This is a genomic window from Isoptericola sp. MSGPD8_1_ISO-PGPR-S23-394 (assembly GCF_058072785.1).
In genome coordinates this window covers 3,233,123-3,252,867 of record NZ_CM176517.1, presented here as the reverse complement: position 1 = coordinate 3,252,867, position 19,745 = coordinate 3,233,123, and the positions used below count along the sequence as shown (strand labels likewise).

17 protein-coding genes, 1 tRNA gene and 1 pseudogene are annotated in these 19,745 nt (G+C 72.5%); 13 read left to right on the top strand and 6 right to left on the bottom strand.

Annotation, left to right across the window (positions count from 1 at the left end):
- The 3 genes from AC3RJ8_RS14920 (at position 1) to topA (ending at position 5,750) form a co-directional block, all read left to right on the top strand.
- The gene (locus AC3RJ8_RS14920; RefSeq protein ID WP_489713344.1) at positions 1 to 1,149 is read left to right on the top strand and encodes a glycoside hydrolase family 53 protein; all 1,149 of its coding nucleotides are present in this window, start codon (positions 1 to 3) and stop codon (positions 1,147 to 1,149) included.
- Between the two features lie 27 nt (positions 1,150 to 1,176).
- Complete coding sequence (locus tag AC3RJ8_RS14915) at positions 1,177 to 2,808, top strand: glycosyl hydrolase 53 family protein (RefSeq protein ID WP_489713343.1); 1,632 nt, start codon at positions 1,177 to 1,179, stop codon at positions 2,806 to 2,808.
- A gap of 170 nt (positions 2,809 to 2,978) precedes the next feature.
- Positions 2,979 to 5,750 (top strand): type I DNA topoisomerase, encoded by a 2,772-nt coding sequence (gene topA / locus AC3RJ8_RS14910; protein WP_489713342.1) that lies wholly within the window; start codon positions 2,979 to 2,981, stop codon positions 5,748 to 5,750.
- Positions 5,751 to 5,757: 7 nt separating this feature from the next.
- On the opposite strand, the gene AC3RJ8_RS14905 is transcribed toward topA, so the two are convergent.
- Positions 5,758 to 5,979 carry a hypothetical protein gene (locus AC3RJ8_RS14905; protein ID WP_489713341.1) on the bottom strand — a complete coding sequence of 74 codons (222 nt, stop codon included), beginning with the start codon at positions 5,977 to 5,979 and terminating at the stop codon, positions 5,758 to 5,760.
- 76 nt (positions 5,980 to 6,055) lie between these two features.
- Here AC3RJ8_RS14905 and AC3RJ8_RS14900 point away from each other — a divergent pair, with 76 nt between their 5' ends.
- Positions 6,056 to 6,523 (top strand): MarR family winged helix-turn-helix transcriptional regulator, encoded by a 468-nt coding sequence (locus AC3RJ8_RS14900; RefSeq protein WP_489713340.1) that lies wholly within the window; start codon positions 6,056 to 6,058, stop codon positions 6,521 to 6,523.
- A complete protein-coding gene (locus AC3RJ8_RS14895; RefSeq protein WP_489713339.1) occupies positions 6,520 to 7,590 on the top strand; it encodes a Gfo/Idh/MocA family protein in 1,071 nt (356 codons plus the stop codon). The genes AC3RJ8_RS14900 and AC3RJ8_RS14895 overlap by 4 nt, the downstream gene beginning before the upstream one ends.
- 60 nt (positions 7,591 to 7,650) lie before the next feature.
- On the opposite strand, the gene AC3RJ8_RS14890 is transcribed toward AC3RJ8_RS14895, so the two are convergent.
- Positions 7,651 to 8,043 carry a pyridoxamine 5'-phosphate oxidase family protein gene (locus AC3RJ8_RS14890; RefSeq protein ID WP_489713338.1) on the bottom strand — a complete coding sequence of 131 codons (393 nt, stop codon included), beginning with the start codon at positions 8,041 to 8,043 and terminating at the stop codon, positions 7,651 to 7,653.
- Between the two features lie 114 nt (positions 8,044 to 8,157).
- Between AC3RJ8_RS14890 and tmk the strand changes: the two genes are divergently transcribed.
- The 5 genes from tmk (at position 8,158) to AC3RJ8_RS14865 (ending at position 13,618) form a co-directional block, all read left to right on the top strand.
- The gene (gene tmk, locus AC3RJ8_RS14885; protein ID WP_489713337.1) at positions 8,158 to 8,799 is read left to right on the top strand and encodes a dTMP kinase; all 642 of its coding nucleotides are present in this window, start codon (positions 8,158 to 8,160) and stop codon (positions 8,797 to 8,799) included.
- Positions 8,796 to 9,980: a DNA polymerase III subunit delta' gene (locus AC3RJ8_RS14880; RefSeq protein ID WP_489713336.1), complete on the top strand. Its 1,185-nt coding sequence runs from the start codon at positions 8,796 to 8,798 to the stop codon at positions 9,978 to 9,980. Before tmk ends, AC3RJ8_RS14880 begins: the two co-directional genes overlap by 4 nt.
- A gap of 107 nt (positions 9,981 to 10,087) precedes the next feature.
- The gene (locus tag AC3RJ8_RS14875; protein WP_489713335.1) at positions 10,088 to 11,788 is read left to right on the top strand and encodes an enoyl-CoA hydratase-related protein; all 1,701 of its coding nucleotides are present in this window, start codon (positions 10,088 to 10,090) and stop codon (positions 11,786 to 11,788) included.
- Positions 11,789 to 11,829: 41 nt separating this feature from the next.
- Entirely contained in the window at positions 11,830 to 13,410 is a 1,581-nt protein-coding gene (locus AC3RJ8_RS14870; protein ID WP_489713334.1) for an alpha/beta hydrolase, read from the top strand.
- A 135-nt stretch (positions 13,411 to 13,545) separates the two neighbouring features.
- Positions 13,546 to 13,618 (top strand) — tRNA-Thr (locus AC3RJ8_RS14865).
- A gap of 217 nt (positions 13,619 to 13,835) precedes the next feature.
- Here the strand turns inward: AC3RJ8_RS14865 and AC3RJ8_RS14860 are convergent.
- Positions 13,836 to 13,949, bottom strand: a pseudogene (locus tag AC3RJ8_RS14860) (DUF8129 domain-containing protein); the annotation flags it as partial.
- 72 nt (positions 13,950 to 14,021) lie between these two features.
- Between AC3RJ8_RS14860 and def the strand changes: the two are divergent.
- On the top strand, positions 14,022 to 14,708 hold the full coding sequence (def, locus tag AC3RJ8_RS14855) for a peptide deformylase (protein WP_489713333.1): 687 nt from the start codon (positions 14,022 to 14,024) through the stop codon (positions 14,706 to 14,708).
- A gap of 8 nt (positions 14,709 to 14,716) precedes the next feature.
- On the opposite strand, the gene AC3RJ8_RS14850 is transcribed toward def, so the two are convergent.
- Positions 14,717 to 15,532: a hypothetical protein gene (locus AC3RJ8_RS14850; protein ID WP_489713332.1), complete on the bottom strand. Its 816-nt coding sequence runs from the start codon at positions 15,530 to 15,532 to the stop codon at positions 14,717 to 14,719.
- A gap of 107 nt (positions 15,533 to 15,639) precedes the next feature.
- Complete coding sequence (locus AC3RJ8_RS14845) at positions 15,640 to 16,224, bottom strand: alpha/beta hydrolase family protein (RefSeq protein WP_489713331.1); 585 nt, start codon at positions 16,222 to 16,224, stop codon at positions 15,640 to 15,642.
- Between the two features lie 54 nt (positions 16,225 to 16,278).
- Between AC3RJ8_RS14845 and AC3RJ8_RS14840 the strand changes: the two genes are divergently transcribed.
- Positions 16,279 to 17,328 (top strand): glycoside hydrolase family 43 protein, encoded by a 1,050-nt coding sequence (locus tag AC3RJ8_RS14840; RefSeq protein ID WP_489713330.1) that lies wholly within the window; start codon positions 16,279 to 16,281, stop codon positions 17,326 to 17,328.
- Between the two features lie 128 nt (positions 17,329 to 17,456).
- Positions 17,457 to 18,797 (top strand): oligosaccharide MFS transporter, encoded by a 1,341-nt coding sequence (locus tag AC3RJ8_RS14835; RefSeq protein ID WP_489713329.1) that lies wholly within the window; start codon positions 17,457 to 17,459, stop codon positions 18,795 to 18,797.
- Here AC3RJ8_RS14835 and AC3RJ8_RS14830 read toward each other — a convergent pair.
- Positions 18,778 to 19,686 carry a universal stress protein gene (locus AC3RJ8_RS14830; protein WP_489713328.1) on the bottom strand — a complete coding sequence of 303 codons (909 nt, stop codon included), beginning with the start codon at positions 19,684 to 19,686 and terminating at the stop codon, positions 18,778 to 18,780. The genes AC3RJ8_RS14835 and AC3RJ8_RS14830 overlap by 20 nt on opposite strands.
- Between the last annotated feature and the right edge of the window lie 59 nt (positions 19,687 to 19,745).

Below are 19,745 nucleotides of genomic sequence, written 5' to 3'. Positions count from 1 at the left end.
ATGACCAGTCCAGCATCCGCGGCGCTCCAGGTCCGCGGGGCCGACGTCTCGATGACCGAAGAGGTCGAGATGCTCGGTGGTGCCTACCGGGACGCCGCCGGCGCCGAGCGCGACCTGTTCGAGCTCCTCGCGGAGTCGGGTGTGAACACGGCACGCCTGAGGCTCTGGGTCGATCCTCGTGACGGCCACGGACGGCCGTACATGGGCGGGACGAACGACCTCGGCGCCACCGTCCGGCTGGCGCGCCGGGCCCGGGACGCAGGCCTCGACGTACTCCTGGACCTGCACTACTCCGACTTCTGGACGGATCCCAAGAAGCAGGCGATGCCGAAGGCCTGGCGCGGGCTGACGGGACAGCGGCTGGCCGACCAGGTGTACAGGTACACCACGTCCGTCCTGGAGACCCTCGCGGCGGAGGGCATCGCCCCGTCGATGGTCCAGGTCGGCAACGAGATCACGAACGGGATGCTCTGGCCTGAAGGGCGCGTGGCGCGGTACGACGACGTCGCGCGGCAGTTCGAAGTGGTCGACGATGCCGCGGACGACAGGCTCGCGAACCTCCTGAGGGCCGGCTGCTCAGCGGTGCGGGCCTCGAGCCACGCCAGGACCGTGCTCCACCTGGACTTCGGTGGGGCCGACGACCTCTACCGCGGGTGGTTCGACCGCATGACAGCACGTGGTGTCGAACCGGAGGTCATCGGGTTGTCCTACTACCCGTTCTGGCACGGGACCCTCGACGACCTCGCGACGACGCTCGGTGAGACCAGCGCACGGTTCGGCAAGGACGTCCTGGTCGTGGAGACGGCCGCTGCGTTCACGGCCGACGCCCCCGCAGGGCATCACCAGATCCTCTCGGCCGAGCTAGCGGCGGTGGGCGGCTACGACGCGTCGGTCGAGGGGCAGTCTGCGTTCCTGGAAGACCTGGCCGGGGTGCTCAGGGCGGTTCCGCAAGGCCGCGGGCTGGGCGCCGTCTACTGGGAGCCGGCATGGCTGCCGGTCGACGGCACCACCTGGGCCTCCGCGGCAGGGATGTCCTACGGGGAGGACGTCGCCGAGAGCGGCAACCCGTGGGCCAACCTCGGCCTCTTCGACTTCGACGGGAACGCACTGGACTCGTTGAACGTGCTCGGCGGACGCCGGCACGCCTGACCACCGTACGACGCGAAGGAGCGATGCATGAGAAGAAGAATCATCGGTGGCCTGCTGACGGTCACCATGGCGTCGGGGACGCTCGCCCTGACGACGCCCGCGGCGGCAGAACGGGACGACTTCATCATGGGGGCCGACGTCGGGATGCTGGCCGAGGTCGAAGACCTCGGCGGGACGTTCCTCGACGACGGCGTCGAACGGGACGCCCTGGAGATCCTCGCGGACGGCGGCGTCAACATGGCACGGCTGCGCCTGTGGAACGACCCCAACGACGCGCAGGGCAACCCGTACGGAGGCGGGACGAACGACCTCGCGCAGACCATCGCGATGGCACAGCGTGCCAAGGCCGAGGGGATGGAGATCCTCCTCGACATCCACCTGTCCGACTGGTGGGCCGATCCCGGGACCCAGACGAAGCCGAAGGCCTGGCAGTCGCTCTCGTACGACGACCTCCTCGACGCGGTCCACGATCACGTGGAGGACTCGGTGGAGGCGATGGTCGCCGCCGGGGTCGCCCCGAGCATCGTCCAGATCGGCAACGAGATATCGTCGGGCGTCCTGTGGGAAGACGGCAAGGTCGGCGACGGTGTGGACGACTTCACGCAGCTCTCCGAGCTGCTCTCGGCGGGGATCAGCGGCGTCCACGACGCGTCGCCCGCCATCGAGACCGCCCTGCACCTGGACATGGGCGGTGACAACGCGCTGTACCGCTGGTGGTTCGACGGCGTCACCGGCGAAGGCGTCGACTTCGACATCATCGCGCTCTCCTATTACCCGTTCTGGCACGGGACGATGGGCGAGCTCAAGACCAACCTGAACGACATCAGTGCGCGGTACGGCAAGGACGTCCTCATCGTCGAGACCGCCTATGGATGGACGACCGGCGACGGGGACGGCCTGGGCAACTCCTTCTACCTCACGGAGGAGCAGGTCGGCGGATATCCCGCGAGCGTCGCCGGCCAGAGCGACTTTGTGCGGGACCTGCGAGAGATCGTGGGAGACGTCCCCGGCGAGCGCGGTCGCGGCCTGGTGTGGTGGGAGCCCACCTGGCTCCCCGTCGAGGGCGCGCACTGGGGAACCGAGGCAGGGAAGACCGACAACGACGACAACGGGACCCTCAACAACCCGTGGGACAACCAGACGTTGTTCGACTGGGACGGGAACGCACTGGACACCATCGAGGTGTTCGGTGAGGCCTCGGTACGGGCGAACCTCCTGACAAACGGAAGCTTCGAGGCCGACGGCTATACGAACGCTCCGACGGGCTGGGGCACGTGGTCGGCCGACGCCGCGGACGGCGACGCGACCTACACGTCGGACGCCTGGTCACCGCACGGGTCGTTCACCCTCGACCACTGGAAGGACACCGCCTACACGTCGTCGGCGTACCAGGTGCTCTCCGGGTTGTCCGACGGGACCTACTCCTTCTCGGCGTGGGTGCTCAACGGCGGCGGGCAGGAGTCGGCCTACCTGTATGCGAAGAACCACGGCGGACCGGAGCTGCAGACCGACCTGCCCGTCGATGCCACGGACTGGCAGTACGTGACGATCGAGGGGATCGAGGTGACCTCGGGGACTATCGAGGTGGGCGTCTACGACGATGCCAATGCCGGGAACTGGCTCAAGGTCGACGACGTGAAGTTCTACCGCACGTCCTGACCCCTGGGAACCGGAACCGAGGTCCTGTGGACCACGCTGCGCCGACGGCGGCACTCCTCTGTAGAGTGCCGCCGTCGTCGTCCGTGTCGTACCGTGACAGGACGCTGCACCCGTCAGCGCCCGTGCAGGACCGCCCCACACCGCTCAACACCGTCGGAAAGCAGGAACGGATGCCACAGGCCCGCAAGCTCGTGATCGTGGAGTCTCCCACCAAGGCTCGCAAGATCCAGGGCTACCTCGGTGACGACTACGTCGTCGAGGCCAGCGTCGGCCACATCCGTGACCTCCCGCAGCCCTCGGACCTGCCGGCGGAGATGAAGAAGGGGCCGTACAAGAAGTTCGCCGTCGACGTCGACAACGGGTTCGACCCCTACTACGAGGTGTACGCGGACAAGAAGGCCAAGGTCCGCGAGCTCAAGGCGGCGCTCAAGGACGCCGACGAGCTCTTCCTCGCCACCGATGAGGACCGCGAGGGCGAGGCGATCGCCTGGCACCTCATCGAGGCGCTCAAGCCCAAGGTTCCCGTGCACCGCATGGTCTTCCACGAGATCACCCGCGAGGCCATCGCCCGCGCCCTGCAGAACACCCGCGAGCTGGACTCGGACCTCGTCGACGCCCAGGAGACCCGCCGCATCCTGGACCGGCTGTACGGCTACGAGGTGTCGCCGGTGCTGTGGCGCAAGGTCCGCCAGGGCCTGTCGGCGGGGCGCGTGCAGTCCGTGGCGACCCGGCTCGTCGTGGAGCGCGAGCGCGAGCGCATGGCGTTCGTCACCGCCGACTACTGGGACGTCACCGGCTCGTTCGCGCCGCAGGAGGGTGACGACGCCGGCCAGCTGTTCCGTGCCCGCCTCACGGGCATCGCCGGCGAGCGGGTGGCGTCCGGCCGCGACTTCGACGACCGGGGGCGCCTCAAGGTGCGCACCGGCGTCGTGCACCTCGACGAGCCGGCCGCCCGGGCCGTCGTCGCGGGCCTCGACGCGGCGGAATTCTCCGTGCGCTCGCTCGAGACCAAGCCCTACTCGCGCAAGCCGGCCGCCCCGTTCACGACGTCGACGCTCCAGCAGGAGGCGTCGCGCAAGCTGCGCATGGCCTCGCGCCAGACGATGCGCACCGCCCAGGCGCTGTACGAGAACGGCTACATCACGTACATGCGGACCGACTCGCCGGCGCTGTCGGCCGAGGCGACCGACGCGGCCCGCCGGCAGGCCGCCGAGCTGTACGGCCCCGATTACGTGCCGGGCGCCCCGCGGCTGTACGCCTCGAAGAACAAGGGCGCCCAGGAGGCGCACGAGGCGATCCGGCCCGCGGGTGACTCGTTCCGCACCCCGGCGCAGGTGGCCCGCGAGATCTCCGGCGACCAGTTCAAGCTCTACGAACTCATCTGGAAGCGCACGGTCGCCTCCCAGATGGCGGATGCCAAGGGCTCGACGGCGTCCGTGCGGCTCGCCGCGACGCTCGGCGCGGGCGCGGGGGAGCGGGCGGGCAGCGACGCCGTCTTCTCGGCGTCCGGCACGGTCATCACGTTCCGCGGGTTCCTCGCGGCGTACGAGGAGTCGCGGGACGTCGACCCGGCGTCCGAGGGTGCCGAGACGGGCGCCTCGAAGGAGAGCCGCCTGCCGCGCATGGCGGAGGGCGACGCCCTGGCGAGCACCGACCTGGCCGCGGAGGGGCACTCCACGTCTCCGCCCGCCCGGTACACGGAAGCGTCGCTGGTCAAGGCGCTCGAGGAGCTCGGCATCGGCCGTCCGTCGACGTACGCGGCGACGATCTCGACGGTCCAGGACCGCGGGTACGTGCGGACCAAGGGGCAGGCGATGGTCCCCACGTGGCTGGCGTTCGCCGTCGTGAAGCTGCTCGAGGAGCACTTCGGCCGCCTCATCGACTACGACTTCACCGCCGAGATGGAGGCAGACCTCGACCAGATCGCCGCGGGGGACCGCGAGCGGGTGGCGTGGTTGACCCGGTTCTACTTCGGCGAGGACGCCGAGGGCACCGGCGGCGAGGGCTCGCAGACGTGGGGTCTGCGCGACCTCGTGGCTGACCTGGGCGAGATCGACCCGGTGGCCGTCAACTCCGTGGAGATCGGCGAGGGCATCCGGGTGCGGGTGGGGCGGTACGGGCCCTACCTGGAGGACCTGCGCGCCGAGCCGGACAAGGAGGGCAAGGCGCCGCGCGCGTCGGTCCCCGAGGACATCGCACCCGACGAGCTGACGGTGGACAAGGCGCGCGAGCTGCTCGCGGCGGGCGCCGACGACGGCCGGGTGCTCGGCGTCGACCCGGAGTCCGGGAACGAGATCGTCGCGAAGAACGGTCGCTACGGCCCGTACGTCACCGAGGTGCTCGACCTGCCGGAGATCGACCCGGAGCTGTCGGCCGCCGCGAAGAAGAAGGCGAAGGCGGCGCAGCCGAAGCCGCGCACGGGGTCGCTGCTCAAGTCCATGGAGCTGGCCACCGTGACCCTCGACGACGCGCTGAAGATCCTGTCATTGCCGCGGGTGGTCGGCACCGATCCCGAGTCGGGGGTCGAGATCACCGCGCAGAACGGCCGGTACGGCCCGTACCTGAAGAAGGGCACGGACTCGCGCACGATCGCCTCGGAGGAGCAGCTCTTCACCATCACGCTGGACGAGGCGCTGAAGATCTACGCCGAGCCGAAGCGACGGGGTCGGGCGGCGGCGACGCCGCCGCTGCGCGAGCTGGGCGACGACCCGACGAGCGCCAAGCCGATCGTGGTCAAGGACGGCCGGTTCGGGCCGTACGTGACCGACGGCGAGACGAACCGCACGCTGCCGCGCGACCTCACCCCGGAGTCGATCACCGCGGAGCGGGCGATCGAGCTGCTCGCGGAGAAGCGCGCGCAGGGTCCGAAGAAGCGCAAGGCACCGGCGAAGAAGCCGGCGGCGAAGAAGGCCCCGGCGAAGCGGTCGACGGCCAAGAAGTAGCGGTCGGTCACCCGGGCCGGCGGCGCTCCACGACGTAGGAGTGTCCGTCGGCCCCGGTGACGCGCTCGAAGGTCTGCCGCAGCGCGGCCTCCCGCGCCTGGTCCTCCGGGCGTGGGGGAACGGCCGGTCCACGGCGGATCGAGGCGGGGCCGAAGATGGGCAGGAAGGTCTCGGTGAACCGCATGCCCCAGGTGCGGTCGTCGCCGGGGCGGCGCCTGAACAGTGCCATCCGTGCTCCTCGCTCAAGAACTCCTTGGTGCACCAATGATTGGTACACCAAGCATATCCGGTCCTACGCTGTCCTCATGGACCAGCCGCAGGACCCGCTCGCCCTCGAGGCGCAGGTCTGCTTCGCCCTGTCCGCCTCCGCGCGGGCGATGGTCGCGCTGTACCGGCCGATCCTCGAACCACTGGGGATCACCCACCCGCAGTACCTCGTGCTGCTCGGGCTGTGGGAGGACGCGGGTGCCGGGCGGACCACCTCCGTCACCGGGCTGGCCGCGCGCCTCTACCTCGACCCGGGCACGCTGTCGCCTCTTCTCAAGCGCCTGGAGCAGCAGGGAATGGTCGAACGACGACGCGCGACGGCGGACGCCCGCGTCGTCGAGGTCCACCTCACCGCTGCGGGGACGGCGCTCCGCGAGGAGGCGCTCCAGGTGCCGGCGCGGGTCGTCGAGGCGACGGGCCTGAGACTGGACGAGCTCCAGCGCGTCCGCGTGGCCGCGGACGCCGTCATCGCCGCCGCCCACGGTCCCGCTACCGTGGGCGCATGACCGACACCACCGCCGTCGACCCGGCCACGTACGCCGCCCGCCTGACCACCGCCGACCTCGACGGAACCGTGCCCGAGCTGCTCGACGCGCCCGCGATCCGCTGGGGTGTGCTCGGCGCCGGCAACATCGCCGCGTCGTTCTCGGACGGAGTACGCGAGCGCACCGCGGCGTCCGTCGTCGCCGTCGGCTCCCGGTCGGTGGGCAAGGCCCAGGCGTTCGCCGACGCCCATGCCCCCGGCGCGCGGGCCCACGGCGGCTACGAGGCCCTGGTGGCCGACGACGAGGTCGACGCGGTCTATGTCGCCACCCCGCACTCGCACCACCTCGAGCACGCGCTGCTGGCGATCGAGGCCGGCAAGCACGTGCTCGTCGAGAAGCCGCTGACCCGTTCGGTGTCCGAGTCGCGCACGCTGCTGGACGCCGCGCAGGCCGCCGGAGTGTTCTGCATGGAGGCCGTCTGGACACGGTTCCTGCCGCACGTCGCGGCGATCCGCGGCGCGATCGCGCGCGGGGAGATCGGCGAGGTCCGCACGGTGATCGCCGAGTTCGACGTGGCCTTCGCCTTCGACCCCTCCCACCGCCTCTTCGCCCCGGAGCTCGCCGGCGGCGCCCTGCTCGACCTGGGTATCTACCCGATCACGTTCGCCCACGACCTGCTCGGCGTGCCGGACACGGTGCTCACGCACGGCACGCTCGCCGAGACCGGTGTCGACGACCACGTGAGCATGATCCTGGGGTACGACAGCGGTGCGCAGGCGATCCTGCACACGTCGTCCGGGGCGTCGGGCGGCGCGGGGGCGCGCATCATCGGCACCCGCGGGCGCATCGACGTCCCGGCGTTCTTCTTCGGGCCGACGCGCTTCGACCTGGTGCGTGACGACGGCCCGTCGTGGTCGTTCGAGTCGCCCGACGGCGAGGGCAAGGCGTACGAGGCCGCCGAGGTCGCGCGGTGCCTCGCCGCGGGACGCACCCAGAGCGAGCGGATGCCGTGGTCCCACACCCTCGAGGTGATGACGATCCTCGACCAGGTGCGCGCCGAGCTCGGGGTGGTCTACCCCGGCGAGTGACGCCGACGGGCGGGGCCCGGCCCGCGGGACGGGGTCGGGCGGGCCCGGCCCGTGGGGCGGTCAGCGCGTCAGCCGGCGCCCGCTGATCGTCGACGGCGTGATGCGGACCCACACGTTCTTGCCGTCATCCTGGTAGGAGACCAGGCCCGTCGCCTCGGCGGCGGCCAGGTCGGCGCCGCGCTCGAGGATCTCGGCGGTGCCTTTGACCACAACGCTCGTGGCGACCTCGGGCGACCACTCGTCGGCCTCCAGGGCGACGCGGGTGTTCACCGCGACCTCGACGAGCTTGCTGCCGGGGTAGGTGCGGAAGTAGACGTGGCCGTCGGCCGCGGCGAACGACACCGGGAAGATGTCCGGCTCGCCGGCGACGGCGGTCGCGAGCCGGCCCACCGGGCGGTCCCGCAGGAACTCCCAGCAGGCGTCCTCGGTCAGCGTGACGGTCTCTGCGGTCATGGCGTCTCCCCTCGGCTGGTGGTCGTGCCATCGTCCCACGGTCGTCCTCGCCGTGGCGTGCCACCCGGGCGCCCCAGGGCACGGGTGTCGGAGGGTCGCGGCTAGGGTGGCGCCGTGAGCACAGCACGGGGGTACTTCGTCTCGTTCGAGGGCGGCGACGGCGCGGGGAAGTCGACGCACGCGCGCCTGCTGGGGGACTGGCTCGGTGAGGTCACCGGCCGGGAGGTCGTGCTGACCCGCGAGCCCGGGGGGACCGAGCTCGGTTCCGTCCTGCGGCAGCTGGTCCTGCACGGCGAGGATCTCGACCCCCGCACCGAGGCCCTGCTGTACGCCACCGACCGCGCCCACCACGTGGCCACCGTCGTCCGCCCGGCGCTGGCCCGCGGTGCCGTCGTGGTCACCGACCGCTACCTCGACTCGTCGGTCGCCTACCAGGCCGGCGGGCGCGAGCTGGGCGAGGGGGAGGTGGAGGACCTCTCGCTCTGGGCGACCGGGGGCCTGCTGCCGGACGCCACGGTGCTGCTCGACCTCGACCCCGTCGAGGCGGCCGGCCGGCTCGTGGGCTCGCCGGACCGCCTGGAGCGGGCCGGCGACGCGTTCCACCGGCGCACCCGCGAGGCGTTCCTGCGGCGGGCCGCGGAGGCGCCGGAGCGGTGGGTCGTCGTGGACTCCGCCGCTCCGCGCGAGGACGTGCAGGCACAGATCCGGGTCGACGTCGCCGCACGGCTCGGCCTCGCGCCGGAGGTCCGCGCGTGACCAGCGGCACGAGCGTGTGGGACGACGTCGTCGGGCAGCCCGAGGCCGTGTCGGTGCTGCAGCGTGCGGCGAGCGACCCCGCGGCCATGACCCACGCCTGGCTGGTGACCGGTCCGCCGGGCTCCGGCCGGTCCGTCGCGGCGCGTGCCTTCGCGGCGGCCCTGCAGTGCACTGCGGGCACAGCGGGCCCGGAGAGCACGGGGGCCACGGTGCCCGGCTGCGGCCGGTGCCAGGCGTGCACCACCACGCTCGCCGGGACGCACCCGGACCTGACGGTCGTCGCGACCGACAAGGTGGTCATCACGATCGACGAGGTGCGCGACCTCATCACGAAGGCGTCGCGGACCCCGTCCGGGGGGCGCTACCGGGTCATCGTCGTGGAGGACGCCGACCGGATGGCCGAGCGCACCACCAACGTGCTGCTCAAGTCGATCGAGGAGCCGCCGCCGCACACCGTCTGGGTGCTCTGCGCCCCCAGCGTCCAGGACGTGCTGCCCACCATCCGGTCCCGGTGCCGGGCGGTCGTCCTGCGCGTGCCGCCCGCCCGCGACGTCGCGGACCTGCTCGTGCGCCGCGACGGCGTCGAACCCGGGCTCGCCCTGGACGCCGCCCGGGCCGCGCAGTCGCACGTCGGGCTGGCGCGGCGCCTCGCCCGCGACCCGGAGGCCCGCACCCGGCGCAGCGCCGTCCTGGAGGTCGCCCGCCGCATCCGGGGCGTCCCCGACGCCGTGCTCGCCGCCTCCGAGCTCGTCGAGGTCGCCAAGGCCGAGGCCACGGCCTCCACCACCGAACGGGACGCCGCCGAGAAGGCCGAGCTGCTGCGGGCGCTCGGCGTCGGTGAGGGGGACACGCTGCCGCCCAAGCTACGGTCCCAGCTCAAGCAGCTCGAGGACGACCAGAAGCGCCGGGCCACCCGCCGCCAGCGCGACGTGCTCGACCGGTCGATGGTGGACCTCCTGTCCCTCTACCGCGACGTGCTCGTGGTCCAGCTCGGCGCCGAGGTCGAGCTGGTCAACAGCGCGCACGCGGACGTGATCCGCTCGCTGGCCCGCGACGCCACGCCCGAGCAGACCGTGCGACGCATGGACGCGATCGGCCAGGCGCGCGAGCGCCTCGAGGGCAACGTTGCCCCGCTGCTGGCCCTCGAGGCGATGACCATCGCGCTGCGTCCCCAGGGCTGAGGAAGATCCCCGCGCCGGGCCGATGTCAAGACAGGTCTTGCGTTTTCACCCGGTTTGCTCTGTGATCGTCGGTGGCGTGCCATCCGGGCGCGCCGACGACGATGAGGATGATGATGCGGATCCTGCTGCTGGTCTCGGCGTTCAACGGTCTGACGCAGCGCGCCTGGTGCGCGCTCACCGATGCCGGTCACGACGTCGGGGTCGAGATCGCACCGACGTTCGACTCGCCGGAGGCGCTGACCGCGGCCGTGGCGGACGCCGACCCCGACCTGATCCTGTGCCCGTTCCTCAAGCACCGCGTGCCGCAGGAGGTGTGGGACCGGTGGACCACCGTCGTCGTGCACCCGGGGCCGGTCGGCGACCGCGGACCGTCCTCGCTGGACCACGCGATCCTCACCCGCCAGGAGCGGTGGGGCGTGACGGCGCTGTCCACCGTCGAGGAGATGGACGCCGGCCCCGTGTGGGCCACGTCGACGTTCTCGATGCCCGACGCCCCCGTGGCGAAGAGCGCCCTGTACAACGGGCCGGTCGCCGACGCGGCCATGGCCTGCGTCACCGAGGTGGTGCGGATGGTCGCCGCCGGCGAGGAGCCGGTCCCGGCCGACGAGCTGCCCCGCGACGTCCCGGGGACGGGGGAGCTGCCGCTGCTGCGCCGGCCGGCGTTCGAGGTGGACTGGTCCCTCGGGGCCGAGGAGCTGGCTCGCCGGGTCGCCGCCGCCGACGGCGCCCCCGGGGCGCCCGCCGAGGTCGACGGCGAGCGGTACTGCCTGTTCGACGCCGTCGCCACCCCGGACGTGCTGGACCCGCAGGCCGCGCCGGGCAGCGTCGTCGGCCACGACGTCGACGCCGTCGCCCTCGCGGCGACCGACGGCACCCTGTGGGTCGGGTACGCGGCGACTCTCGGCGCGCGACGCGGCACCAAGCTGCCGGCGCGCGACGTCCTGGACCCGCACGCGGCATCGCCCCGGTACGAGGCGCCGGCCGAGCTCGCCGAGTCCCGCTACGAGCGTGACGGCGACGTCGGCGTCCTGACGTTCCGCTCCTACAACGGCGCGATGCACACCGAGCAGTGCCGGCGGCTCACCGCTGCTGCGCAGGCCGCCCGCCTGGACGACACCACCGTGCTCGTCCTGCGCGGCACCGACAGCCTGTTCTCCAACGGCATCCACCTCGGTGTCATCGACGCGGCCGAGGATCCCGCGGCCGAGGCCTGGGCGAACATCCAGGCCATCGACGACCTGTGCGAGGCGATCGCCGGGGCCGAGCAGCTCACCGTGGCGGCGTTCACGGCGAGCGCCGGGGCCGGCGGAGTCATGACCGGGCTCTGCGCCGACGTCGTCCTCTCCCGGGACGGCGTGGTGCTCAACCCGTACTACGACATGGGGATCTACGGCTCCGAGCTGCACACCTGGTCCGTCGCGGCGCGGGTCGGCGAGGACGTCGCCGACCGGCTGCTGACCCGTTGCCTGCCCGTCGCGGCGCACCAGGCGGCCGAGCTCGGACTGATCGACGGCGTCGGCCCGCGGGACGCCGCCGAGTTCGACGCGTGGCTCGCCAAGCGGGCCGCCGAGCTGGCCGGACCGACCGAGCGGGAGGCGGCGGAGCAGACGGCCCGGCGTCGAGCCCCCGAGCGCCCGCTGTCCTACCACCGCACGATCGAGCTGGCCGAGATGGCCCGCGACCTCTTCGACGACCGCCACGGCTTCGCGGCACGCCGCCAGGACTTCCTGCGCAAGGCCGCCGCGTCCGAGACGCCGGAGCGGTTGCGCTTCGCCGGTTCCCCGGCGGCGCTCGCGGAGGTTCGGTGAATGGCGGCCGGACGCTCGCGACCGGCCGGTAGGTTGTCCTCGTGAAGTTCACCCGCCGCCCGAGCCCGTCGTCCCCTCGCTCGAACGGTCGCCTCTCCGGGGGCTCCACCGGGTTGCTCGCCGCGACCGTCGCCGGGCTGCTCCTGGCCGCCGGCTGCACGACGGACGCCCCGGGCAAGGAGCAGGCACCCGCCGGCGAGGCCACCTCGTCCGCCGGTGGCGGCGCGCCCGACGGGTACGAGGAGTTCTACGGCCAGGACGTGGTGTGGAGCGAGTGCCGCACCGACTTCGAGTGCGCCACGGTGGCGGCGCCGCTGTCCTGGAGCGACCCGGACGCCGGCGAGATCGAGCTCGAGCTGATGCGGACCCGCGCCACCGGCGACCGCATCGGGTCGCTCCTGGTGAACCCGGGCGGACCGGGCGGGTCCGGCGTCGACTATCTCGAGGCCGCCTCCGGCAGCCTCGGCGAGCGGGTCCGTGAGGCGTACGACGTCGTCGGGTTCGACCCGCGGGGGGTGCGGGAGTCGTCCGAGGTCGTCTGCTACGACGACGCCGAGAAGGACGAGTACCTCAGCGAGGACTTCGACCTGTCGACCGACGAGGGGATCGCCGGCGCCCGCGAGTCGAGCGCCGCGTGGGCGGAGGCCTGCGCGGAGAACACCGGCGAGCTGCTCGGCAACGTCGACACCCAGAGCGCGGCGAAGGACATGGACATGCTGCGCGCGGCGCTCGGCGACGAGGAGCTGCACTACCTCGGCTTCTCGTACGGCACGAGCCTGGGGGCGACGTACGCCGGACTGTTCCCCGAGCGCGCCGGCCGTCTGGTGCTGGACGGGGCCATCGACCCGCGGATCGGCTCCGCCGAGATGTCCGCCGGTCAGGCGGTCGGCTTCGAGAACGCGCTGCGCGCCTACGTCGGCGACTGCCAGGCCGGTCCGGACTGCCCGCTGACCGGATCGGTGGACGACGGCATGGAGCAGGTGCGAGGCGTGCTCGACCAGGCGCTCGACCGCCCCTACCCGACCGACGGCAACCGGGTGGTGACACAGACGCTCGCCTTCTACGGCGTCGCCGTCACCCTCTACGACGAGCAGAGCTGGCCGCTGCTGACCCAGGCGCTCGACGAGGCGATCGGCAGCGGCACCGGGTCGATGCTGCTGTACCTGGCGGACTTCTACAACGACCGGAACGCCGACGGTTCCTTCGCCACCAACTCCACCGAGGCGTTCACCGCGATCAACTGCCTGGACGGCCGCAGCTCCGACGACGTCGAGACCATGCGGGAGCAGGCCGCCGAGATCGAGGAGGCGGCGCCCACCATGGGGTCGTTCTTCGGCTACGACGGCCTCACCTGCGCCGACTGGCCCTACCCCGTCGTGGAGCAGGAGTACGACGTCGCCGCGCCCGGCGCGGCGCCCATCGTGGTCGTGGGCACGACCAACGACCCCGCGACGCCGTACGTGTGGTCCGAGGGCATGGCCGAGGCGCTCGACTCCGGCGTCCTCGTGACCTACGAGGGCGAGGGCCACACCGCCTACGGTCGGTCGAACGACTGCATCATGGACGCCGTGGACGCCTACCTCGTCGACGGCACCGTGCCGGAGGACGGCCTCACCTGCTGACCGGTCCGCGAGGTAGCGCCCGGTCCGCCGAGGTAGCGCTGAGCGTGCCGGGGGTCCTTTTGGAGTCCGGGCCCGCGTTCGGGTACTGTGGGCGCGCCCGCTGATCGAGGTCCTGCCCCGGTCGCGCTCGGGCACGCCGCCTTAGCTCAGTCGGTAGAGCGGTTCACTCGTAATGAACAGGTCGTCGGTTCGATTCCGACAGGCGGCTCACTACGCGAAAGGTCCCGGAACGCCTCCGTTCCGGGACCTTTCGTCGTCGGGCGGCGGCTCGTCAGCCACGTGGGTGCGAGCTCGTGCCCTGGTACCGGTCCGATGGGGAGGGCTCGGCCGCCGTCTGCGGTGTCGCCTTGCTCCCGTGACGGGTCTCGCCCTGGGGGCGGCGCCTCGGGGTCGCCCCCGGACGATTCGGCTCCCTGGCGGAGCCCCTCCAGCCGCTGCTCGAGCACGGTCAGCACGGGCAGCCGGTTGCCGTGCGAGCGCTCGTAGGCGATCACCTTCTCGAGGGCGCCTGCGTCGAGCGGGCGGACCGGCCGTGACACCGGGACGCGTCAGCCCGTCCTCGCCGCGGCGGAGTCGATCTTCCTGGACGCGCGCGCCGGTAGGCTCGGGCCATGGCTTGGAGCTTCGGGCGGCGGCGTCCCACCACGTACCTGCTGGGTGAGGCGGCCGACCCCTACCCGGCGCAGGTGCCCGAGGGGCGCCGGGGCCGGGTGCGGCGGATCACCGAGATCGGGGAGCCCGTGCTGCACGCCCCGGCGCGCACGGTGACGGAGTTCTCGACGCCGGAGCTGGCCCGGCTGGTCGAGGACCTCTTCACCACCATGGAGGTGGCGCAGGGAGTCGGGTTGGCCGCGCCGCAGATCGGGGTCGACCTGCGGGTCTTCGCCTACGACCTCACCGACGAGCGGGGCGACCGGCACGTGGGTCACGTCGTCAACCCCGAGCTGGAGGTCGACACGACGGCGGAGCTGATCACCGAGGAGGAGGGGTGCCTGTCGGTGCCGGGCGCCTACGTGCCGCTGGCGCGTCGGGGTGCGGCCTGCGTCCGGGGCGTCGACCAGCACGGTGGTCCGGTGCAGCTCGACGCCGTCGGCTTCCTGGCACGGTGCTTCGTGCACGAGACCCAGCACCTGGACGGCACGCTCTACTGGGACCACCTGTCGGCCGCCGACCAGCGCGACGCGCTGCGGCAGAGGGACGAGGAGCGTCCCGACGTGCTGGCGACGCGCCGGGCGATCGCGATCGAGCTCGGCAAGACGCCGGCCGACTATCCCGAGCGACCGGCCGGCGGGCGCTGAGGTCGGGCTCAGTCCTCGCCGCGCCGCATCCGCCACACGACGACGCCGCCGGCGGTGAGGCCGACGGCGGCCAGTCCCAGCCCGGTCGCGGCCCACAGCTCGCCGTCGGTGACGTCGTCCTGCGCCGCTGTGTCGTGCCGGTCGTCGATCACCGGCAGGTCACCGCTGAAGCTGCGACCGAGGGCCTCGAACTGCTCGGTGCGCATCGCCTCGGCGACGGCCGCGACCGACGGCGACGGCGATGGCGTCGGGCTGGTGGTGGGGCTCGCCGACGGTGAGGGGGAGGGCGTCGGCGTGGGGCTGGGCGTGGGCTCGGCGGAGGCCGTGGCGGACGGCTCGGCCGTGGAGGGCGTGGGTTCCGGCTCCTCGGTCTCGGGTTCCGGTTCGCTCGGCTCGGTGGTGGCCGTCGGCGACGGGCTCGGCGACGTGTCCTCGGCGCTCGGCGCCGGGGCGGGCTCCGCCGTCGCCGGCTCGGTGCAGCGCGTGTCCCGGCGGGACTCGTGCCACTCGCCGACGTCGGGCACGTGGACGTAGGTCACGCAGTAGCCGTCGGGCATCTTGGCCGCCGCGCCGGCGAACGGCACGTACCCGCTGGCCCCGCGAAGGGGTTCGGTCAGCCACGCGTAGTCCCAGCCCTCGAGGCTGCGGACGGAGTACCCGACGCTGCGGTCCCGGTCCTCGAGCTGCTTGCCGTCGAACGTCACGCCGTCGGCGGTGACGGTCAGGTCGTCGTCGGCCGTGGCGGGCGCCTGCGCCGCAGCGATCAGGCCGGTCGCGAGGGCGCCCACGAGCAGGGCACGGACCGCAAGGCTGGCGACGCGCACGCGTGACCTTCCGACGCTGGGTGCCGGGGGTCCGGCGGGGCGAACCACATCGTAGAGGACACGTCGGAGGAGGCGGGTCGTCGACCGGGGGCGCGCGTGACCGCGCGTCAGAGCGTGGCCAGCCAGTCGACGACGGCGTGCGCGACGGCGTCGTCCTGGTTCCGGACGTCGTGGGCGCCGGGGAGCGTGACCTGGGTGACCGGGCCGGGGATCGTGGCGGCGTGCTCCGCGAGCTCCGCGGGGGTGCCGAACGGGTCCCGGTCGCCGGAGACGAAGAGGACCGGGACGTGGAGGGCGCCGAAGTGGTCGACGCGCAGCTTCGCGGGCTTGCCGGGCGGGTGCAGCGGATAGCTGAGGAGCACGAGGCCTGCGGCGGGCAGTCCCTCGGCCACCGCCATCGAGCACATCCGCCCGCCGTAGGAGCGTCCGCCGAGGAGGAGCCGGTCGGTGCCGACGCCGACGCGACCGGCGAGCCGCTCGGCCTCCTCGCGCAGGTGGGCGGTCGCCACGGGTGGTCGGTCGGGCATCCGGCGTCCGGCGAGGCGGTACGGGAAGTCGACACGCTCGACGGTCAGCGCCGTCGTGGTCGTGACGTGGTCGGCGACGGCGCGGAGCGAGTGGTGGTCGCGGTCCGCGCCGGCGCCGGGGGTGAGCAGGAGTCCGGCGGGTGCGGACTGTGACAGGGCCGACATGGACCCCAGTCTGGCGCAGGGGGTAGCCTCAAGCCTTCTACATCGTTGTACAAGTTGAACGAGGACACCATGGCGGACCAGGTCATCAGTAACCCGATCGTGCTCCAGCGCGCCGACCCGCACGTGCTGCGCCACGACGGCCAGTACTACTTCACCGGCTCGTACCCCGCGTACGACCGTGTGGTGCTGCGGCGGGCCGAGCGTCTGGACGACCTGCAGTCCGCCGAGGAGGTGACGATCTGGACCCGCCACGCGTCGGGGCCGCAGTCGCACCTCATCTGGGCGCCGGAGATCCACCGCGTCGACGGTGCCTGGTACGTCTACTACGCCGCCGCGCCGAACGACCACGGTTCCGCCGACGCCCCGAGCGCGAACGAGACCTTCAACCACCGGGTGTTCGTCCTCGAGTGCACCGCGGAGGACCCGCTGACCGGCGAGTGGGTCGAACGTGGTCAGGTCGACACCGGCTGGGAGAGCTTCGCGCTGGACGCGACGAGCTTCGTCCACGAGGGGCAGCAGTACCTCGTCTGGGCGCAGGAGGACCTCGAGGTCTACGGGCACTCGAACCTGTACATCGCGCGGATGGAGAACCCCTGGACGCTCGCCACGGCGGCGGTCGAGCTGACCCGCCCCGAGTTCGAGTGGGAGACCAGAGGGTTCTGGGTGAACGAGGGTCCGTCGGTCCTGGTCCGGGACGGTCGGGCGTTCCTCACCTACTCCGGTGCGGCGACCGGCATCGACTATGCGATGGGGCTGCTCACGGCCGACGCCGGTGCCGACCTGCTGGCCCCCGCGTCGTGGACGAAGAGCGTCGACCCGGTCTTCGTCTCGGACCCGGCCGCCGGGCAGTACGGCCCCGGGCACAACTCGTTCACGGAGTCGCCCGAGGGCGAGACCGTCCTCGTCTACCACGCTCGCACCTACACCGAGATCACCGGCGACCCGCTGTGGGACCCGAACCGGCACGCGCGTGCCCAGGTGCTGCCGTTCGACACCGACGGCGAGCCCGTGTGGGGCACGCCTGTGCCCGACACGCGTCCGGTCCCCGCCTCCACCGAGGTGCTGGCGCCCGACGGCGGGAGCATGGCCTTTCTCACACGCTGACGTCGGTGCAGGTGGGGGCGCTGCGGGTCCTCCCGGAGGGTGCCTCGGGCATCGTTACATCGTTTACCGTTGCTCTGCACGGGCACAGTCGTCGAAGCGGCCCGTGCCAGAACACCGGAGGGATACCGATGACGGTCCAGCACGAACCCAGCACCCCGACCCCGGCACCGGGGAGTGCCGGGAGGCCGCGCGCCCGCGACTCGCTGCGCAAGCCGACCTTCTGGAACGTCGGTGGGCTGTTCTTCTTCTACTTCGCGATCTGGCAGCTGGTCTTCACGTTCCTCTCGCCCTGGCTCGAGGAGCAGGCGGGGATGTCCAGCGGGAACATCGGCCTGCTCAACTCGGTCATGGCGCTGACGGCGCTGTGCCTGCAGCCGTTCTACGGCTTCATCCAGGACCGGCTCGGGTTCCGCAAGAACCTCTTCGGCGTCGTCGTCCTGGTGGGTGCCTTCATGGGCCCGTTCTTCGCCTTCGTCTTCGTGCCGATCGTCGACGTCAACCAGGTGCTCGGCGCCGTGGTGGGCGGCGTCTACCTGTCGCTCGTGCTCAACTCGGGGGTCGGTGTCGTCGAGGCCTTCAACGAGCGCGCGGCACGGGCGAACCGGTTCGAGTACGGTCACGTGCGGCTCTTCGGCTCCGTGGCCGGTGCGACCGCCTCCCTCGTCGGCGGGTTCATCTGGGCCTCCAACCCCGACAACGTGTGGTGGGTCGGGACCTTCTCCGCCCTCGTCCTGGGCGCCCTGCTGTTCGTCGTCCGGACCCCGAGGCCCGGCGAGAAGGGCTACGAGGCCGTCGGCGACGCCGCCGCGGACGAGCCGGACGCCCCCCGGGTCACCCGAGGGACGGTGCTGCACCTGCTCAAGGACCGGTCGTTCGTCGGGTTCATGGTCCTGATGTTCGGCACCGCCGCGCTCTACGACGTCTTCGACCAGCAGTACGCCATCTACTTCGGCAGCATGTTCGACGGGCTCGGGGACCCGCAGGTGCTGTTCTCCCGCGTGGTGTTCGTCCAGATCCTGCTCGAGGCCCTCGTGATGGTGGCGATGCCGTTCATCATCAACAGGATCGGTGCCAAGCGTGGCCTCCAGCTCTTCGCGCTGGTCCTGGTGGTCCGCGTCGTCGGGTCCGCGCTGTTCACGTCCACCGAGCTGCTCGTCGTGTGGCGGCTGCTCGCCGCGATCGAGATGCCGCTCATGCTCGTCTCGGTGTGGAAGTACCTCACCCGGATGTTCGACGTCCGGATCTCCGCGACGGCCTACATGATCGGGTTCAACACGGCCAAGCAGATCGGGATCGTGATCTTCTCCTGGGCGTTCGGGCTCTCCTACGACGCCATCGGCTTCGGCGACTCCTACCTGATCATGGCCGGCGTCGTGCTCGTCGTGACGGCCGTCGCCAGCGTGCTCATGCGGGACGACCGCGGTCGGGTGGCGCCCGGCGCGGGCGACCTCAGCCGTGCAGCACCGTGACGGGGCACTCCGCGAAGTCCAGCACCTGACGGCTCGTCGAGCCGAGCAGGAGCCGGTCGAAGCCACCCAGCCCGCGGGCGCCGACCACGAGCCGGTCGGCGCCCGCGGAGGCGTCGATGAGGACCTTGGCCGCCTGCCCGTGCACGACCTGGGGCCGCAGCCGGCCGGCGGGCAGGTCCACGCCCGCCGCGGCGACCGCCGCGTCGAGGCACTCGCGGGCGAAGCGCTCGTAGTCGCTGATCGGCGGCGCCCAGCCCCACGAGCCGGGCAGCGGTGCCAGGGTCGTGATCTGCCACGCGAAGACCGCCTCGAGGACCGCGTCGGAGCGTGCCGCCACCTCCGCGCCGTGCCGCAGCGCCGCGACGGACGGTTCGGACGTGTCCACGCCGACGACCACGCGCGGGGTGCCCGGCAGCGGCGGGGCGGGCGCGTGCGGGGAGTCTCCCGGGGCCCCCGAGGCGTCGTCGGGCGTGCGCTCCGTCCCCGTGCGCTCGAGGTGCCGCACCACGGCCACCGGGACCCGCGCGTGCTCCACCACGGTCGAGGAGACCGAGCCGAGGATCCGCCGCCCGATGCGGGCCCGCCGTCGGCGGCCGAGCACGAGCATCTGCGCCTCCGCGCCGGCGGCCAGGAGCGCGTCGGGCACCGGGCCCGGGAGCACCGCGTACTCGGCGTCGAACCGGGCGTGCCGCTCGCGCGCCCGGCCCACGATCTCCGCCGTCTCGGCCCGGACCTCCTCGAGCACGGCCGTCAGCGCCGACTCGTCCGCGGTGGGTGCCACCCGGACCACTGTCAGGGGGTGGCCGCTCGAGGCTGCCTCCGCCACCGCCCAGTCCAGCGCCTCGTCGGCCTCCGCCGACCCGTTCACGCCCACCACGATGCCTTCCATGCGGTCAGCGTAGATCCGCCCCGCCCCACCGGCAGCCGGGGCAGCGGAGCCCGGGTCGC

What these genes read in the sequence shown, in the direction of transcription:
- AC3RJ8_RS14900 (WP_489713340.1), top strand. Translation starts at nt 6,056, where the DNA reads ATGGACCAGCCGCAGGACCCGCTCGCCCTCGAGGCGCAGGTCTGCTTC.
- def (WP_489713333.1), top strand. Translation starts at nt 14,022, where the DNA reads ATGGCTTGGAGCTTCGGGCGGCGGCGTCCCACCACGTACCTGCTGGGT.
- AC3RJ8_RS14895 (WP_489713339.1), top strand. Translation starts at nt 6,520, where the DNA reads ATGACCGACACCACCGCCGTCGACCCGGCCACGTACGCCGCCCGCCTG.
- AC3RJ8_RS14920 (WP_489713344.1), top strand. Translation starts at nt 1, where the DNA reads ATGACCAGTCCAGCATCCGCGGCGCTCCAGGTCCGCGGGGCCGACGTC.
- AC3RJ8_RS14915 (WP_489713343.1), top strand. Translation starts at nt 1,177, where the DNA reads ATGAGAAGAAGAATCATCGGTGGCCTGCTGACGGTCACCATGGCGTCG.
- AC3RJ8_RS14905 (WP_489713341.1), bottom strand. Translation starts at nt 5,979, where the DNA reads ATGGCACTGTTCAGGCGCCGCCCCGGCGACGACCGCACCTGGGGCATG.
- AC3RJ8_RS14875 (WP_489713335.1), top strand. Translation starts at nt 10,088, where the DNA reads ATGATGATGCGGATCCTGCTGCTGGTCTCGGCGTTCAACGGTCTGACG.
- topA (WP_489713342.1), top strand. Translation starts at nt 2,979, where the DNA reads ATGCCACAGGCCCGCAAGCTCGTGATCGTGGAGTCTCCCACCAAGGCT.
- AC3RJ8_RS14830 (WP_489713328.1), bottom strand. Translation starts at nt 19,686, where the DNA reads ATGGAAGGCATCGTGGTGGGCGTGAACGGGTCGGCGGAGGCCGACGAG.
- AC3RJ8_RS14835 (WP_489713329.1), top strand. Translation starts at nt 17,457, where the DNA reads ATGACGGTCCAGCACGAACCCAGCACCCCGACCCCGGCACCGGGGAGT.
- AC3RJ8_RS14890 (WP_489713338.1), bottom strand. Translation starts at nt 8,043, where the DNA reads ATGACCGCAGAGACCGTCACGCTGACCGAGGACGCCTGCTGGGAGTTC.
- AC3RJ8_RS14845 (WP_489713331.1), bottom strand. Translation starts at nt 16,224, where the DNA reads ATGTCGGCCCTGTCACAGTCCGCACCCGCCGGACTCCTGCTCACCCCC.